At 45.6% G+C, this 15,909-nt stretch carries 16 protein-coding genes, 1 pseudogene and 1 CRISPR repeat array (1 of these 18 only partly in view); of the genes and pseudogenes, 5 read left to right on the top strand and 12 right to left on the bottom strand.

Annotated features, from left to right (window positions below; translation table 11 throughout):
- Window positions 1-3: 3 nt before the first annotated feature.
- Window positions 4-543 carry a hypothetical protein gene (locus MC7420_RS19375; protein ID WP_006102376.1) on the bottom strand — a complete coding sequence of 180 codons (540 nt, stop codon included), beginning with the start codon at window positions 541-543 and terminating at the stop codon, window positions 4-6.
- Window positions 544-773: 230 nt separating this feature from the next.
- Here MC7420_RS19375 and MC7420_RS19370 point away from each other — a divergent pair, with 230 nt between their 5' ends.
- The 4 genes from MC7420_RS19370 to MC7420_RS19355 all read left to right on the top strand — a co-directional run bounded on the left by MC7420_RS19370 (window position 774) and on the right by MC7420_RS19355 (window position 2,585).
- Window positions 774-1,022, top strand: a complete 249-nt coding sequence (locus MC7420_RS19370; RefSeq protein ID WP_006102453.1) for a hypothetical protein — start codon at window positions 774-776, stop codon at window positions 1,020-1,022.
- A 52-nt stretch (window positions 1,023-1,074) separates the two neighbouring features.
- A complete protein-coding gene (locus MC7420_RS19365; protein ID WP_044208333.1) occupies window positions 1,075-1,638 on the top strand; it encodes a hypothetical protein in 564 nt (187 codons plus the stop codon).
- A gap of 128 nt (window positions 1,639-1,766) precedes the next feature.
- Window positions 1,767-2,153 carry a single-stranded DNA-binding protein gene (locus tag MC7420_RS19360; protein ID WP_006102473.1) on the top strand — a complete coding sequence of 129 codons (387 nt, stop codon included), beginning with the start codon at window positions 1,767-1,769 and terminating at the stop codon, window positions 2,151-2,153.
- Between the two features lie 90 nt (window positions 2,154-2,243).
- On the top strand, window positions 2,244-2,585 hold the full coding sequence (locus tag MC7420_RS19355; RefSeq protein ID WP_052307506.1) for a single-stranded DNA-binding protein: 342 nt from the start codon (window positions 2,244-2,246) through the stop codon (window positions 2,583-2,585).
- A 62-nt stretch (window positions 2,586-2,647) separates the two neighbouring features.
- On the opposite strand, the gene MC7420_RS19350 is transcribed toward MC7420_RS19355, so the two are convergent.
- The 6 genes from MC7420_RS19350 to MC7420_RS19325 form a co-directional block, all read right to left on the bottom strand.
- Window positions 2,648-3,892: an RNA-guided endonuclease InsQ/TnpB family protein gene (locus MC7420_RS19350; RefSeq protein WP_232231737.1), complete on the bottom strand. Its 1,245-nt coding sequence runs from the start codon at window positions 3,890-3,892 to the stop codon at window positions 2,648-2,650.
- 40 nt (window positions 3,893-3,932) lie between these two features.
- Window positions 3,933-4,640 carry a hypothetical protein gene (locus tag MC7420_RS19345; protein WP_006102518.1) on the bottom strand — a complete coding sequence of 236 codons (708 nt, stop codon included), beginning with the start codon at window positions 4,638-4,640 and terminating at the stop codon, window positions 3,933-3,935.
- A 79-nt stretch (window positions 4,641-4,719) separates the two neighbouring features.
- Window positions 4,720-5,424 carry a DUF6753 family protein gene (locus tag MC7420_RS19340; RefSeq protein WP_052307505.1) on the bottom strand — a complete coding sequence of 235 codons (705 nt, stop codon included), beginning with the start codon at window positions 5,422-5,424 and terminating at the stop codon, window positions 4,720-4,722.
- Window positions 5,425-5,439: 15 nt separating this feature from the next.
- Window positions 5,440-6,192 (bottom strand): hypothetical protein, encoded by a 753-nt coding sequence (locus MC7420_RS19335; RefSeq protein ID WP_006102452.1) that lies wholly within the window; start codon window positions 6,190-6,192, stop codon window positions 5,440-5,442.
- Between the two features lie 61 nt (window positions 6,193-6,253).
- A complete protein-coding gene (locus MC7420_RS19330; RefSeq protein WP_157453234.1) occupies window positions 6,254-6,646 on the bottom strand; it encodes a hypothetical protein in 393 nt (130 codons plus the stop codon).
- A complete protein-coding gene (locus MC7420_RS19325; RefSeq protein ID WP_006102389.1) occupies window positions 6,639-7,784 on the bottom strand; it encodes a ParM/StbA family protein in 1,146 nt (381 codons plus the stop codon). The genes MC7420_RS19330 and MC7420_RS19325 overlap by 8 nt, the downstream gene beginning before the upstream one ends.
- 374 nt (window positions 7,785-8,158) lie before the next feature.
- On the opposite strand from MC7420_RS19325, the gene MC7420_RS19320 reads away from it, so the two are divergent.
- Window positions 8,159-9,085, top strand: coding sequence for an A1S_2505 family phage non-structural protein (locus MC7420_RS19320; RefSeq protein ID WP_006102540.1), 927 nt, complete (start codon window positions 8,159-8,161; stop codon window positions 9,083-9,085).
- 497 nt (window positions 9,086-9,582) lie between these two features.
- On the opposite strand, the gene MC7420_RS19315 is transcribed toward MC7420_RS19320, so the two are convergent.
- From MC7420_RS19315 to MC7420_RS19295, 5 genes and pseudogenes are all read right to left on the bottom strand, one after another.
- Window positions 9,583-10,185, bottom strand: coding sequence for a HEAT repeat domain-containing protein (locus MC7420_RS19315; RefSeq protein ID WP_232231743.1), 603 nt, complete (start codon window positions 10,183-10,185; stop codon window positions 9,583-9,585).
- Window positions 10,122-10,556: a HEAT repeat domain-containing protein gene (locus MC7420_RS19310; protein WP_044208328.1), complete on the bottom strand. Its 435-nt coding sequence runs from the start codon at window positions 10,554-10,556 to the stop codon at window positions 10,122-10,124. The genes MC7420_RS19315 and MC7420_RS19310 overlap by 64 nt, the downstream gene beginning before the upstream one ends.
- Before the next feature lie 237 nt (window positions 10,557-10,793).
- Window positions 10,794-12,932 carry a WYL domain-containing protein gene (locus MC7420_RS19305; RefSeq protein ID WP_006102383.1) on the bottom strand — a complete coding sequence of 713 codons (2,139 nt, stop codon included), beginning with the start codon at window positions 12,930-12,932 and terminating at the stop codon, window positions 10,794-10,796.
- Between the two features lie 424 nt (window positions 12,933-13,356).
- Window positions 13,357-14,034: pseudogene (locus MC7420_RS19300) on the bottom strand (Rpn family recombination-promoting nuclease/putative transposase); the annotation flags it as partial.
- 431 nt (window positions 14,035-14,465) lie between these two features.
- On the bottom strand, window positions 14,466-15,002 hold the full coding sequence (locus MC7420_RS19295; RefSeq protein ID WP_006102517.1) for a hypothetical protein: 537 nt from the start codon (window positions 15,000-15,002) through the stop codon (window positions 14,466-14,468).
- An 857-nt stretch (window positions 15,003-15,859) separates the two neighbouring features.
- Window positions 15,860-15,909: a CRISPR direct-repeat array (repeat unit 37 nt; unit sequence GTTTCCCACTCTGTTGGGAAGCTGAATTAATGGAAAC); it runs 280 nt beyond the window's last position.

Genomic DNA, 15,909 nt, shown 5'->3' with positions numbered 1-15,909 from the left:
CCATTAACCCGTAATCAGTACAGAAACGACGTCAGCTACGGTTACGGCAATGACAATAATTAAAGGAGTACGGGCTAAACCTTGCCAGTCTTCATCTTGTCTTGCCGCGTTGATAATCCGTACTAAAGCAATCCCTACATACAACAAGAACAAACCCCGCAACACATTAAAAACCAAAGGAATAACATCCCCAGCATCAGGGAACTGACTACCTAACCAATCTTCAGCCGACTGAAAAAATTGAGCATTCGCCGGAGTTGCCATGCATTGGAGAATAAACAGCCCTCCTACAGTCAGCAAAAGGACGCTTTGCCAGCGGTAACGCCGATTGATTTGGTGCATCCACCTGAGCAGACTACTAACTTCTTTGTGCCAAACTAAATAACTTACGGCTGAGGCTCCAATTGCTGCCGCCGCCACACTGAACGTGCTAGTTGTGACCACTAAATTTGTGAGCAGCGCTCCCGATGCGCCCAACATTAACCCGGCTGTATCTTCTTTAAGAGAAGCCTTTTTGGTTCTGTTACGAATAGCTAGCGTCATATCAATGCCTCTTTTTCTCGAAACAATTGCTGATATTCTTTTAATACCAAACCGGATTCCCTTAAAAAATCAATCGCACCAAATAAGTCTCAAGATAGAGGGATAGAGTGAACAAATACCTGAGCGTTGGATGAGTCTCATAGCAAGAGTTTAGCCTGTCCAAACTTGCGTTCTCTTTCCTAAGATAGAGAGCAAAACGTGTAAACTTAATAAAACTTAATCTTAAAAACATGACCGACCGACAAACACCACCACCTCAACCCGCTAACCATTTTTTAGAACGAATTGACCGTCTAATTAACTGGGCTTTAGTCATAACGCTGTTTTTGGCAACGGTGTTAGTGATACCCACAAACGTCCGCCTGGGATTAGTCCTGCTAGTGCTTCTCGGCATCCTTTATCCTGACAACAAGCTTCCCCCAAGTCTTAAACTAGCTGCCACCGTACTCGGATTAATCCTCATCGAAGTCGTTCTTTAACCCCTATTCCACTCAAACAGAAGTCGCTATCGCTCTTTAAAACGTGACAAAAATGCCCCCGACCCTATTAAGCGGTCAAGGGGCAACTATTACGTTTAACTGCTTCACGATGAATAGTAGCGAACTAGCCTTCAAACATCTGCTCAAATCTGCCAAAATACCATCGCTGAACTTCAACTCAAAAACCCTGATCCAAACGGCAAAACAGTTCAAGATGGGTCGGCAGCGAATTGCAACTGCCACACCTTATATCGCGGCAGAATTCGGAGACCGAGCTACGGGACAATTCAACTGGGATAATATCCCTGCCTCCATCATTCTGGATCTGATATTTGCCACTGACTTTGCCATTAACTTCCGAGGTTGGCACATTGCCATCGACGTTACATCTAATCCAAACACCTTAGACGATAAACAGGCTAAATTAAATAACGTCGAAGCTAACAGCGGACTCAAACACCTCCTGGATGCCATTGGTATCGACCATTCTGTTGTTTGCTTGGTCAAAATTCCCGGCAGTCGAAAGCCTAAAATCCAACCGAATATCCAAACACTCACTCAACTCTTACGTCAGGTCATAAAAGGTTCATTGCAAGTCGGAGAACTTGCCCTCTAAAAAATTAGCTATCTTCTGACCAGTTATCAGCTCACTGGTCAGGAGAAAAAAGCGCCTATCGGCGCTAGGGAAGTGAAACAAAAAATAACCAAAGAGGTACAACCATGACTCTAGCGACAACCAGCATCATGGACTTAAACCACATCCAGTTAGTCGGTCGCGTTGGTGCTGACCCTGAGGTGCGTTACTTCGAGTCAGGCGCCACCAAATGTGCGTTGACTCTTGCCGTTGATAAGCGACAGCGTCACAGTGAAAAACCCGACTGGTTCAACCTGGAAATGTGGAGCAAAACCGCAGAAGTGGCTGCCTCCTACGTCCGTAAAGGAAAGCTGATTGGTGTTTCCGGGTCTTTGGAAATCCAACGCTGGCAAAATCCTGAAGACGGTTCTGAGCGCTCCAAACCGATTATTCGGGTTAACCGCTTAGAATTGTTGTCACCGAAACAAGATGATAACGATTCTAGCTCAACCGATAGCGATAACAACAGCGACTTAGACGACGACTGCCCAATCTAGGGGCAACAAGCGGGCATCTACCCCAGATGCTCGCTATTCAAAAGCCTATCGGCTTTTTTTTGTGAAGTCAATTAATAAGGAATTTACCTAATGAACACTGCAACTCTTGGCGCACAGGTGACCGAAGCGACTGAAATTCGCTACACCATTGACGGTGAACGGAAAGTCGCTGTATTTAAGGTTGTGTTTAAGAGCGGGTGGGGAGACAACCAGCGTCTAGAACCGTTGAAAGTGCTGGCTTGGGGCAAACAAGCTGATGTTGCCCAGCAGTTAGCCGTCTCTCAAGAGGTAATTCTCAATGGCTATCTCTCTATGAATGTCGTCGAACGAGATGGCTTTAAGGAAAAGATAGCCCAAATGACCGCTCTTGGCATCTTCACAACAGCAACGGCTACTGAAGAAATGCTAGAAGACGAACCGCAAGCTGCCTAACAGCAACCCAGATTCGGCTAGAAAGCCGGATCTTTTTTTATGAACTACGACGACTTACTTCGTTAAAGTCGTCGTTTCTGACGTTTCTTCGCCCCTAGTTGCTTCATGCTTCCGCAGTCAGTAGAGCTAGGCGACTCCACGTCTAAAGAGGCTCGTTCCAAACCCCTTGCCCAAATCTCATTAACTTGGGCAGCATTAACATCTCTATCCTCAACATGATTACAGTCAGGATTAGAGCAAACATGAACTCTATCAGCTAAAGTCTTAGGCGTTAATTCCCAACATTTAGCACACCGTTGACTTGGCTTGAGCGTTTTAGTTGGTGACTCGACATAGAACCCGCCTGCTTCAGTAGCTTTGTAGGTTAATAAATCACCGACTATGCTAAACCCAACGTCGAGAATAGACCGATTTAACCCGGCTTTCTGTCTCTTTCGCTTACCCTTCTTGGCTTTTCGAGTCATGCCCTTGACATTTAACTGCTCTCCAGCAATTAGGCTATTACCGCTAACTATCTCGCTGGTTGTTTTGTGCAGCCAGTCTTCTCGTTGTCGGGATATCTTACCCTGAAGCTCAGAAATCCGCTTTTGTTCTTTTTTCCATCGTCTCGATCCCTTAACTTTTTTGTTCCTATTAGGTGGTCTTTTGCGTCTTAACCGCTTTGAGACTACCTTAACTTTTTTGTGTCCCTCTTTAATAAAATCGGGTTTAGCAATTTTCTCGCCAGTTGAAAGCGTCACCGCGTCTTTACAGCCAAGGTCGATTCCGATTGAACCCGTACCTGTTTGACGGATTGGGTTGCACTGCACAGTGATTGACGCATACCACTTACCATTTCTGAAAAAGATTGTGCAGGTTGTTGGAGTTCCCCAAGTCCTAGCTTGCCCCCGCATTTGAATCTTTAAACCAAGGTCTCTTAGTTCCAAGTAACCGTTTTTACCGTTAGATAAAGCCTTCCAACCTGCTTGGTCTGGATATGTCCAGCCACTATACCGCCGCTTGGCTTTGAACTTTGGATACTTGGCTAATCCTTGAAAAAATCGCTTATAGGCAAAATCAACCCGCTTTAATGTAGCTTGTAACGTATGAGAACCTAATTCGGCATACTCAATCCAAACTTTCTTAAACTCAGGCAAACAGTTTTGCTGCTCAAGATAATTAACGGAATGACCAAAGCGCTTGTACTGCGTCCTTCGGTTAGCCATTGCCGCGTTATAGAGATCGCAGTGCATTTTTCTCGCCCAATGAAGCTGGTCAAATTGAGCCTTGTTTGGGTAAATTCTATAGGTCACTCTACGTGTTTTCATGCCTAGATTTTACCATAGAAATTTAACAACTGCGGACTATTTAATTCCTAGTTTGTCTGCTATCCTTCCCCGACTTACTGTCGTTGAAGTCGGGGAATGCCGCAATTAATTTCAAGTATCGCGACCGATAATTGTGTTTGTTCATTCGCTTGGCACTCTGAACCGTCCACTGTTTGATAGGCTGTAGCATTGGCACGTTTTTCAACAATTTCTGATAGCGATGAAGTCCCGTCAAAGACGCGATTTCATCAGCTAACTCCTTGCAGCAGCTTTTTGGATAGCGAACGACTTGCTCTTCAGCAAAACGTATGACCATCCAATTCCCTTTCAGAAAAAACGTATTGCGATAGCGATCACGCCAGTCATCTATTGAATGAGTCGCACGGTTATTTTGAAAGCTAAACGGCTCATCTACCTCGATGTCCCAACATAGTCCAAGTTCAGGAAACATTAGGGCAAAGTCAACACTGTAGAAAGCATCCTGGTTGGGAATAGGAAACCTTAGTTGAGTGTGAATGCGTTCGCCAAAATATTGTCTCAAAACCGCTCCAAATGTGGTTTCGCTAGCCCCCAGAGGTGCATCACTTATCCCATCAGGCTGTCTAACTCGTCCAGCTAGCAGACCTGTTAACTGAAAAAGATAATCGCGTAGCTGTTCAGACCGACAGCAATCCTCTTCATGAGGAGGTGAGTATTTTTGTCGAAACCTTGAAATCAACTGAGGATATAAAATAACAGGATAACTCATGGTTTGGCAACTTTATGTATTGTAAGCCAATAAACGCCTCAACGTCATCAGTCATAATTGAGACGTTTATTGTTGGTATTCATGACTCAAATTTTCGTTTGGAAACAGGTTCAACCCACAACGCACAGAATCCTGAACTCACCTTTCTTCCCCCCAACGACAACGTTACACCCAGATTTTTCACATCTTGTTGGCAAACGGGTAAATAATCCTGATTCCATTCATACAAGTCACGCGCCTGTCTTCCTTCCTGAGATTTCGCCCAACGCAACAGCGCTGCATCATCAGCGGTCAGACGCTCTCCAGCAACATATCCACCCTTCAAAAACGAGGGAACCGTCATTCCCCCCACAAATCCCACTGCCAGCACCACCGCCGCCGCCACCGAACCCGGAACAATTCTTTGCCAAAACGAAGTCAGTTCCTGCCTGTGAGCTTGACGAATCAAACTAGCCGCCGCCTCGGAAATCGCCGCCTCCTGTCGCCGTACAATCTGCCCCTCACACAACTCCAACGCGCCGACAACCTTTGCCGCCCACCGCTTAAACATAGTATCTAACTCGGCTGGCTTTTCGTTAAGCAGCACCTGAAGGGAACCCGTTGCCAAGAGAATCACAAACAACGGGTCGCTGTAGTTTGTGTAACCCGTGCGGGCAACCAACTCAAAAACCTTGCGTTTGAATTCTTCAGACTGACCCTCAATCAGCTGATCTAAAAGTGTCTTGCTTTGATGAGAACCTTCCCCTTCCTCAAAAAACTCCTCTGCCAGCTCTGAACGTGCCACCAATCATTCCCTCCCTCAAGCTACTTGGTCTTTTTCAATAACCGAGTGGTCTTCAAATGCCTCTACAGTCACTAGACCTGTTTTCTCAATAGCGTTATAAGCCTCTTTCATGAAATTAACCACCCGCTGCTTGGATAAAATGGGCAAATGCTGGCTGTCCTTCCGAATAGCATCAGCAAACGTTAATTGTTTTTGGTCAATCAAATTGCGTTCCATTGAACTCAGTTTGGGAAACTCTACTTCCAGGACTGAGTATTTCTTCTGAAGTTGCTTCAACTCGTCATACAACTTCAAATGCTCCCAGTCATCGCATAGCCCCATATTCTTAACAAAGACATGGCAAATCTTTCCCTTAAACTCCTGTAAAGTTTCCAGGAAAAGCTTAATACTATCATGACCGCCCGTACACAAGAACCACTTATAAATTTGAACGTTGTATTCCTGGGCAATTTCTGAATCAATCAAGCTATTTCCCTTAATCCAATCGGTCACCATCGGATAGACCTGGGCGGGAAGATTCACAAAAACAGGTTTCTTCAATGATAAGTTGAAAATCAAATCGACTTCAAAAGACTTCTTTTCCTGTTCGCTAAAAAAGACTTGATGGCAGTTATCCGGATAAAAAGCTCCCACATCGGGATTGGTTCTATCTGATTCGACAAACTGGAAGTCTAACTCTTTATCCAAACAATACTGGAGTAATACCCGACAAAATAATGATTTGCCAACTCCTCCTTTTTCGCCATCAATAAAGTGAATTTGTGCCATTTTTACCTCTCAAATGAATGATTATCAGAAGTTCATGCGTTTAGATACTTTCTATTTTTGCTTACAAGCCACTTGCATCAAACTCAAGAGAAGCTGCCTGAGAAAAAGCACCCCACGCTCCATCTGATGGTTTTGATAAACCTCTCCGAACTGCCCGAGAGGAAACGACTTCTTGCTGATAAGAAACTAACTCCTCTGGCTTAAGCCCAAACGCCTGCCGTAACTGTTCAATTTGTCCCTCCAAACAGAAAATAGCCTCTTGCGCGGCGGCGGCAAGTTCTGCCTGATTTCTCACACCAGTTGCTTGATAAGCAAATGGTAACCAATAGGCTCTAATCGCCCTTAGCACCAACTCATTTGGAGACACTCCACTTTTGAGATAATCAAGAACAACACTATCCGGCGTATCTGCCATCGGCTGGAACCGGAACAAAATATCCCGTCTTTTACGCACTTGTGGCTACCTCCGTTGACTCACGCAAAGATTCGACTAAAGACTGACCAACAATGCTTTGGAAATAAAGGTACATTCCATAGGCATCGCTAATTCGATTACCCAGTTCTGCATCCCGTAGGTTGGGAGGCAGCTCTACACCATGCCAGATCACATCCACCCCGGCAAAATGCTCTTCCAAGTCCCGTTTGAGATAATCGGCTGTCCCTCCTGATAAAATCACCTCATCCAGATCTCGTGGCAGTACTTCCCGCAACCAGCTTCGCAGCGCCAGGGCATACTCTGGACGACATTCAACAATTGCATTAGTCAGCGCCGCCATTTCCTCTTTGCGTCCCTCACGGGTTACCGACTGCAACAGAGGTTGCAATAGCTTCGGTGAGGGTTGTTCTCCACCAAGGGCGATCGCTCGTGCTAACCTTCCCGTATCCAGACCCGATGTGCGGCTATCTACCATCTCCACCAACCGCACAAATCCAAAAGAAGAGGTCACACGCTTGCCAACTTGTCCCCGTTCTGAAACCAGCACACTGGCGTTCCGGTAGCCCAGCATCACTACTGCACAAGTCTTGCGTTTTAGAGCCATTCCCTCCGATTGCGTCCGCATCAAATAGATTCCTGCACCTTCGGGCTTACAATCAAAGTGCGTTAGCTTTACCCTCAACGTTCCATCCGGCGTCTCAAACCGCTCTAGACCCGAAGCAATCATCGCTTCCAATCGACTAGCATTCTCGTATTCCCCCGGTGGCAGTAGCGCCGCGAGTGCCACTTTAAACCGATTTCCTAAGCCCAGAGATGTTGCTGCCACCCAAACGGCTGCCAATGTTTTGGGATAGGCTCGCTCGTACTTAAGTTGAGACAACCCCGCATTCCCATGGAACCGCTTTGCGGCTAGATAACCTACAGCATAATAGCTTTCGTCAACTTTAACCCAAGCCCTATCTTGTGGTAAAGCTTCTCCCATGTCTAGGCTTAGTCGCTCGTAGGCATCAACGGATGCGGCAGGTACACCAATTACTTCTGGCTCCATACATAACACAGTAGGCTCTCCATTTTTGCCCATATAAATCACTTTGGTGAGAGAGCCACCAAAATCCAAGACCAGAAACAAATCCGGGGGTTTTGGCTTTCGACCCATAACGAAGCTCCTTTCTATTCAACAGTAATTTCACTCAATGGGAATTGTAAAAACCTTGAAAAGACTTCATTGGATTTTCCTCAAGTTCTCCTCAAGGCTATTGTTATTCCTAGCAAAGAATCCCAATAGACTACCATAACCCCTCAGACATAGCGCTCAGTTTAACCTTATCTCCAAGCCAATTTAATCATCTCTCTCTATCAAATGGATGAATTTCATTCACGAAAAATCAACGAATTGAGGTTGATGTTCTCTCTATCTTGTGAAGGATAACTCTCTACAGCTACTTGAGGAAGATTCAGTCAAGTTCTTCCCAAAGAGGGTTTTCATTGAGGCTATCGCCCTACCTCAAATGCAGTGATTGAGGTAAAACCATGGCACATCCCGGTGTAAATATCTATTCGGGCAGTTGTGACCCGCTCGGTGCGGCGCTGACATTTCCCACAGAATTCAGCTTTAAGAAGGGAAAAATCTTTCAGCACTATCCAATCACCGACAAGAGGGGAACACTATACCGAGACGCAGAAGGTGCCTATCAGACTTTGAAGAAGCGCTATCCTCAAGGTTCGCCAAAACGACTGGAACTGTACATCCGCATCGCCACCGCGAAGTTCAAACAACATCCCCAACTGGCAGAAGCGATCGCCAAACGGGGTGGCATTCCCTGGCTCCAAGAGTGCCGTCACCAAACGGGCGCTCTAACCAAACGTTTTCAGTGGTGGGAAGGGGAAGGTACTAATTCACCGATGATTCGATGCCTTATTGAGGCGTATCGACGATACCAATGTTCTGTTTTAGCTCAAAGAGAACCTGCTCCTAATCCAATTGTTGAGCTAGAAGAGGGTGATGTCTTTGTCTTTGGTTCAAACGGGAAAGGCATACATGGCGCTGGCGCTGCACTTCAAGCCTTTGGACAAGAGTATCACCTTGAGTTGGTTAACCGACGGCAACCATGGCAACCTGGAGAAGAAGTTATCGGCAAATGGGCTATCTATGGTAGACCAAGGGGCTACCAAGAGGGTCATGCTGGGGCAAGCTATGCTATCGAAACCAAGACTGACTGGCGGCGAAAGCAATCAACTCCACTATCCGTTATTCGTGTCCAGATTGAGGAGTTGGTAACTTGGGCTAACCAACATCTTGACCGTCGGTTGCTCTGTACGGCAATAGGCTGCGGTAAAGCCGGCTATTCCACAGAAGCTATTGCCTCCCTTTGGCTGGAACTGGAGCCGGAAATCCCACCCAATATCTTACTAGCTCCTTGTTGGAGAGACTATTTCAAGCAGCAAGGTTCCGTCTGAACTATTGCCCGACAGAGTATATCTGTTGGGCTATTTTTTTAGAGCGTTAAAAAAGAGCGCACCGTTCCCCACCTAAATCTTCCAAGACGCCGCATTTAAGTCAAAAAATTCATTTTGATACATCCCAAGATGAGGGATAATTGAGGGATTAGTGAGGGAAAATCCACATTATTTCAGGCTATTATAAGTGAATCTGCTAACTTATACGGCAAAATAATACCCGTTGGTTGTTCACGATTTCGACGAATTTTCCTCAAATAACCCTCACACTCTTCCTGAGAGAGCAACGCTCGGCTTTGGTGCTAGATTGAGGAACAGGTAGCCTCCGCCGTAGGAGCAAGCCAAGTGTTTGTTCCCACATTTGGATTCCAAACCCTGAAGGGGAAAGGTATTACTTGGAGTTAGCGATCGCGCCTCTATAGGTTTTGTTACGCTCCACTGTATATTTTCTATGAAAAACACTTGCTAGTGCAGCGCAGCAAAAATACTTGAGTCGCTCAAAACTGCACCCCTCGGAGCGTCGCCAGTCCAGTGCGGACACGATCAATTGGTTCACGGTTAAACCGAGCATTAGGAGCCTGCATGATAGAAAGAACTTGGGTAAATTCGCTGATCGCTTGTTGGCGTTGGTCTTCGCTAAGATTACCATTCTGCCAAGCAATAGCCGTATCCCGCGCAATTTCTCCCAGAATTGTCGCAGCATACCCCGGCGAGTCCTTTTTATTGCTGACTAATAAAGCGCGGAGTTTTGGTACTACATCCAAGGAAGCTGATCCAAACTTCCCCAGCCGAATAATTGCGTTATTGCGATCGTTATCATTGGTAGAGTCTAATCGCGCTGCGTAGTAGGGTACGAGATAAGGGAATCCCTGATCTCCATAACCCCGTAACTGAGACAGTGCCTCTCGTTGAATCAATGGTTCCGGGTGCTGCACCAATCGCCCGACTACTGGCAAACCTTGAATTTCTCCAAACTTGAGTAATGCCCACCCACTGGCAAGCTGCATCCAAGGATTATTATCCCCAACAGCAGTAATCAAAGCAGGAATGGCACTGCGATCGCCCAACTTGCCCAAGGCAATAGCAGCATTGACTCGCACCAATTCTTGAGGGTTAGCCGGAACCGAAATGCTGGTGCAGCATCATCAGTGAGATTGCCTAATGCTTCTGCTACACCACTTTTGACCAGAGGATCAGGATCGTCCATTGCACTGAGCAATGCTGGAACAATATCTTGTTGGGTATCACTAAGTTGTTGAATAATTTCCCGACGTTTGCCAATATCGGCGGTACGCAGTTGTTCAACTAACTCGGCAACAATGATTGGTTTAGCATTCTCCCCTTCTCCCCGCTTTGCTATCACGACTGGAGACGAGCTAAACTTCTCCTCTTGAGCTGCAACTCGGATCGGGTCAGCCAAGAAACTCACAATTGTTAACAGGCTCAAAGCCACGCCTATTCGAGAACTCATAGTATTGCTCAACTTAGAATTTTGTCATGCAAGTAGCAGATAACTATATATTTTCGCAGACAGTTTGTTAAATTGAACGGGAACCGGCTTCGCTCGGTGTTGAGCGATTTAAATTTTTCTTCTTTTGTCCTAACCTGTGTGCGTAGTGCTATAACCCATAAAACCAAGAGCCAAATCGCTCTAAACCCAGACAAGATAGGCATACGGTGTAGCAATTTTTCACAAGAGAACTTCAGGTTAACTGTCCCCCTCTGACTGAGGATACAGCCGACAAATTCCCGCGCCGATGTCCTGAATTTTGTCAATCAAGGGTTGGGGTTGCACTACTTTGACGTTCCCACCAAATCCAGCCACCCAACGCCATAAGTCTACATCCTCAAGTGACCATTTGGGGAAAGTGACTTGAAAGCGATGGGGAAACTCTGGATCAGGGCTGGGAGATAGGGAAAAAATTGATTTTAATCGACGGCTAGTCGGTTTATTCCCTAACGGCGGTGACATCTTCATCTGTCCCGGTGGATAGCGTTTTGTCCCTTCACAAATAAAGGGAAATATACTATCATTAAACCAGAGTTCGACCCGGATTTCCACCGCCGCCCGTTCTGTTTTTTTCGGACTAAGAAATTGTTGTTGATCTTTAACACTATTCCCCAGAAATAAACCCGCACTGGCTTCATGGAGGCGGTTTAGCTTGTTTAACGATCGCACTTGGGCTTGTCGCGATCGCGTGATAGTTTGGGGTTGACCGATAAACAGGCGATCTAATCGTTCAAACCGAAATAAATTCCCGCTTTTTCCCTTTTGTTCTTGTTCAAAGGCTACGTACCAAGCATGGTTATAAAAGACGATTTGCAGACACCAGGCGGTAAAAAATCCCTCCTGATCTCCCGGAAATCTCCCCCCACCCCGATGTCGATTTAATTCTAATAGTTTACCTGATGCGATCGCGTCTTCGAGTTGGTCTAAGTTGCGGGCTAGGGCAGATGGCGGTAAACTGTCGATATCTACCATAGACTGATGAGCTATTGCCCGGACTGGATACACTTCGGTGATATCTAGCTTACTGGAGGTTATGCGATCGCGGAATAGTTCATAGGTTTCTAAGGCTACCGGATCATCAAAACTCTGGGCTTGAGATTGCAGAACCGCAAACACCTGTTTAAGTTCATGACGCCATAGCAAGGCGGTACCTAAAAAGTAACCCTGTCGCATGGGAGTATTCGGGAGTAGTTTATAGGGTTTCAGGATTTTTTCGATATCTTTGCGAACCGTATCCACCGCATCACCTACAAGTATTCCTTCAGTTTTCAACGCCTCAACTAATGTAGGTAAATTTCCACCACAGGTATTCTCTAAAAAGGGATGGTGTAAAATAAATCGAATCGTTGCCAGAAGTCGCTGGAAGGGTTCACAATCAGAATAGGGATGAGTAGCGCTAATTGTCCCTGGTAGTGGTTCGACTTGAATCTGGCGATCGCCAATTGGATATCCGATCAATCCATTCTCCGTTAACCAGTGTAAATCATCCGCGATCGCATCAGGTACGGCATAGATTGAACCCTTACATTTCGCCATCACCGCACAGATTTCCTCCACAGAGGTGGAAAAGTCAGGAACGGTTCCCAATAGGCTTTCCAGACACTGAGGCGCAATTTGTTGTAAATTCCCGATCCCCGGATATGCCAGAATCAGGGAGATTAAATGCAGCAAGCGGTCAAAATCCAACAGCCGAGAATAGCGGTGTAACTGAATTTGTCCATGTTGGGTGCGGTTGGTGCGATTTACTTGGCTGCGTCTGAGGCGTTGAAGTTTGGTTTGGATTTGTCCGATATCGAATTTACCCTTAACTGGTGTCACCGGATAAACCCCTGCAAATCCCTCCGCCGCTAGGGGAGGAAATTGATGCAGGGACTGGTATAAGCATTCTATCACCGAATCCGGAACCTGACGCGATCGCTGTTTATTCCAGCGCAGACAGGTAGACAGAGGGGTTTTCAGGTGCCATCCTATCCACAGGGGAGATGGGGAAATTGTAGGGGTTTTGTTTCCAAACCCCATTTCCAATGTAGGGGAAGATGGGCTACATCTGTGCAATTGCATCAACAGCGACATCCGCCAGAAACGTTTAGCATTAGTAGCATCATAAATGATCGGTTGACCGGATGCGATCGCGTCTTGGATTTGCTGTAAGAGGTATTGTTCAATCTCTAACCATTCCCCCTGAATTGTGGCGTCACCGTAGAGGGTTTGGCGGATTTCATCGGTGGAGACTATTTTGTAGTTTCCCAGTTGCGCCAATTCCCCAGCCAGGGTTGATTTACCACTGGCGGGACAACCAATTAAAACGTGACAAATTAGTCCTTCGTCCTTTGTCATTTGTCATTTGTCCTTTGTCACTGATAACTGATAACTGTTCACTGATAAACGACTCTATCCTAGAGGGGGATGAGATACGCTGTCTATGATTTTATGCGAATGACGAATTGTGTGACTGAAGGGTTTCTGGTGACAAGTTAGGAGTGCATGGCGTGCGCCCGATTTCAACAGCAGGCATCCATTTTAACAGTAAAATCTATTCCACAATTTTAGCCGTGCGATCGCGTCCGGATATCAACTCAGGATATATAGCATTCAGTCCGAATAAATTAGATCAGGACACGATAGTATCGTGTCCCTACAGAATCAATTATTCCTAATTTTGGGTAGGGACACGGCATTGCCGTGTCCTATTATGTTAATCATTTCCATTAATTCGACTTCCAGAGAAATCTAAACTCCAAACAATAAATCACTGTTGCGCTTCCAGAAATAATTCTCGCTGACGCAATTCTTCCACCTCCTCTACAGTTAAATTCGCTTGGTTAGCCATATTCATCGCTTTATCCAGTTCAGGAACCTGCCGAAACGCAGGGGGAATCACGTCCAGGTTGGCAGCCTCTTTAATAAAATAAATCCATTTATCCGTTAAACTGTCTAATTCATCCAGCGTTTTCGTGAACTTGGGTAATTCAACAACAATTAATTCGATTTCCGGATCAACATAATCGAACAACTCTTGTTGTTCCTTCAAGCCAAAGCGCGTCAGGAAGTGCTGAGTTTGGTCAAACAGAGGAAAATCCGTAATCGTTAAAGTAATCGCAGGTTTAAGGTACGAATATCCTTCCCCATCGTTTAATTGATTGGCATAAGTTGCCATCAGATTATAAATCACCCGCTTTTCAAAGGACGCCCCTTTGAGTCTCTGCATCTCAATTAAAACCGTTGAGCCGTTATCCAGCACAACTTTGACATCCAGATAGCTATCTTTTCGGTCAACCCCATCTCCAGGATGATAGGGGTCAATGATTTCTAAATCCTGAATAACTGGATTGGTATTATAAATCAAGGCATTTAACAAGCTAATCAGGATATCTTTGCTATCTGTAGAGCCAAAGATTTTTTTGAATGCAAAATCAGTCTTGGGGCTAATGAATTCCATCTTCATAACTCCTCAATTGTTTCAGTCTAAAAAATGATTATTTTTCAATTATACCTTGAGTGGGTAACTGTGATCCTTCGCTCAAGCAGATGATTTGTAGGGGCGGGTTTTACCAATAACGCTCCGGTTCAAACCACTAACTCAACTAAACCCGCCCCGACTCAGTAGGGTGTGAACCAGCTAATTTGGTACAATAGATTGGGTTCGTAGTGAGGGCTTTAGCCCTATCTAGCTAGACGGAGCCAGAACTAAAGTTCTCACTACAAACAAAGCCCTATTTTAGGAGGGTTACGCCGCCATCGTGTGTTAGCGCAGCGTAACGTACCAATGACTCGCTTTTTTACACCAATGGCTCACTTTTTTATTGGTGGGTTACGGCGGATACCTAATTTGGCGGTAACGTTTTCAATTGAATCACCGCCTAACCCACCCTACGGGTAAGACGGTGCTATCTGTAATAATATCATTTTTCCATCCATCTCTAACGCCATGGTTTCCTGGCGTAATTCCTGCTGCAAATAGCTAACAAACTTTAAAACCGTTGGCAACTGTTCGACTAACGCTTGTCGCGTCATAAACGACTTAATCACATAACTCTTTTCACTCACCATTCCCGCCACAGCACTTTTATACATTCCCGATTGTTCCACCCAACTGATTCCCTCGAATAACTCAGCCATTAAGGTTTTGGCTTGTTCCACGTAGGCTGATGTATCACAGGGAATATCGATGTCAATGGTTGTGGGAATTAAGATTCCGATACTATGGTCAAGGAACCAGACATTTGCCGAAAACGCTGATAAAAGTTCTTCAATGGGTAAGGGGGATGGATGAGAAGAGGGTAAGGGTAAGGAGGTTAAAGATGGAACCCTTTGGTTTAAGGGTTCTTCGGTTTGTAGCGATAGGTTAAATCCTGGAAGGAGACTGTTGAATCCTGATAGAGTTGGGAATTGGGAAGCGTCTAACATTGGTTCATCTCCGTCTCGACTTCTTTACTCTAATGGGATAAGGTGATGCGGTGCTAGGATTTGATGCGAATGACTAATTGTCCTTTGTCATTCGTCATTTGTCATTTGTTATACTCGCTTCCGACAAGAACCAAGCTACGTCATTTGTACTGACTGTTTCACGGTATATGGTGCAACGAAGGGAGGTAAGTTTTGACGCTTCACGTTGTTTTAGGACATGGTTTGTAGGGGCGGGTTTCACGATTATCTTTTCGGTTGCACAAGAGATGTGACTAAACCCGCCCCGACTCAGGGTTCTAGATTTCCCCAAGACTTACGCAAAACCTCTATTCGTAGTGGCGTGACTCAGCTAAAATGGTGCAATAGATTGGGTACGTAGTGAGGGCTTTAGCCCTCTACAGCTAGGCGTTAGAGAACTAAAGTTCTCACTACAAACAACGTCCTATTTTAGCTGGGTCAGTCCGCCATCGTGTGTTAGCGTAGCGTAACGCACCGTTGTCATTATATGGGGATCGCGGCGTAAGTCCTGTTTCCCGTGAAATGTCAGGTGAGGGTTGAGGGAATGATATGATGGCAGAGACGGTTCACGAAAAGCTGTGTAGCTACCCCCAACAGGTTACGGCTTTGATGAGAATAGGGTATGAGTCTAGAGCAAAATTTGACGGCTGGAAGCGGGGGCAAAAAACCGGGACTCCCGTCAAAAGTTCTGAAACTTCTGCTGTGAGAGCGTTTCAGCGTTTAGAGTTTGTTGGTAATTACAAATTATTTTCAATAAGCGGGGCTGAAATGAACCTAAAATTTTCAGCCGTCAAAATCTCTGCTAGAATGCATACCTGTAGGGGGTTTCAAACTCCGGAGTTTCCCACTCTGTTGGGAAGCTGAATTAATGGAAACATCAACCTTTTTC

Source organism: Coleofasciculus chthonoplastes PCC 7420, from assembly GCF_000155555.1.
In the GTDB taxonomy this organism is placed as follows: domain Bacteria; phylum Cyanobacteriota; class Cyanobacteriia; order Cyanobacteriales; family Coleofasciculaceae; genus Coleofasciculus; species Coleofasciculus chthonoplastes_A.
This window is presented reverse-complemented; position numbering and strand designations above follow the sequence as displayed.

Coding starts and splice junctions, on each gene's coding strand:
- MC7420_RS19295 (WP_006102517.1), bottom strand. CDS start 15,002: ATGTTAGACGCTTCCCAATTCCCAACTCTATCAGGATTCAACAGTCTC.
- MC7420_RS19345 (WP_006102518.1), bottom strand. CDS start 4,640: ATGAGTTATCCTGTTATTTTATATCCTCAGTTGATTTCAAGGTTTCGA.
- MC7420_RS19360 (WP_006102473.1), top strand. CDS start 1,767: ATGGACTTAAACCACATCCAGTTAGTCGGTCGCGTTGGTGCTGACCCT.
- MC7420_RS19305 (WP_006102383.1), bottom strand. CDS start 12,932: ATGACAAAGGACGAAGGACTAATTTGTCACGTTTTAATTGGTTGTCCC.
- MC7420_RS19365 (WP_044208333.1), top strand. CDS start 1,075: ATGCCCCCGACCCTATTAAGCGGTCAAGGGGCAACTATTACGTTTAAC.
- MC7420_RS19335 (WP_006102452.1), bottom strand. CDS start 6,192: ATGGCACAAATTCACTTTATTGATGGCGAAAAAGGAGGAGTTGGCAAA.
- MC7420_RS19310 (WP_044208328.1), bottom strand. CDS start 10,556: ATGAGTTCTCGAATAGGCGTGGCTTTGAGCCTGTTAACAATTGTGAGT.
- MC7420_RS19355 (WP_052307506.1), top strand. CDS start 2,244: ATGAACACTGCAACTCTTGGCGCACAGGTGACCGAAGCGACTGAAATT.
- MC7420_RS19320 (WP_006102540.1), top strand. CDS start 8,159: ATGGCACATCCCGGTGTAAATATCTATTCGGGCAGTTGTGACCCGCTC.
- MC7420_RS19350 (WP_232231737.1), bottom strand. CDS start 3,892: ATGAAAACACGTAGAGTGACCTATAGAATTTACCCAAACAAGGCTCAA.
- MC7420_RS19370 (WP_006102453.1), top strand. CDS start 774: ATGACCGACCGACAAACACCACCACCTCAACCCGCTAACCATTTTTTA.
- MC7420_RS19375 (WP_006102376.1), bottom strand. CDS start 543: ATGACGCTAGCTATTCGTAACAGAACCAAAAAGGCTTCTCTTAAAGAA.
- MC7420_RS19325 (WP_006102389.1), bottom strand. CDS start 7,784: ATGGGTCGAAAGCCAAAACCCCCGGATTTGTTTCTGGTCTTGGATTTT.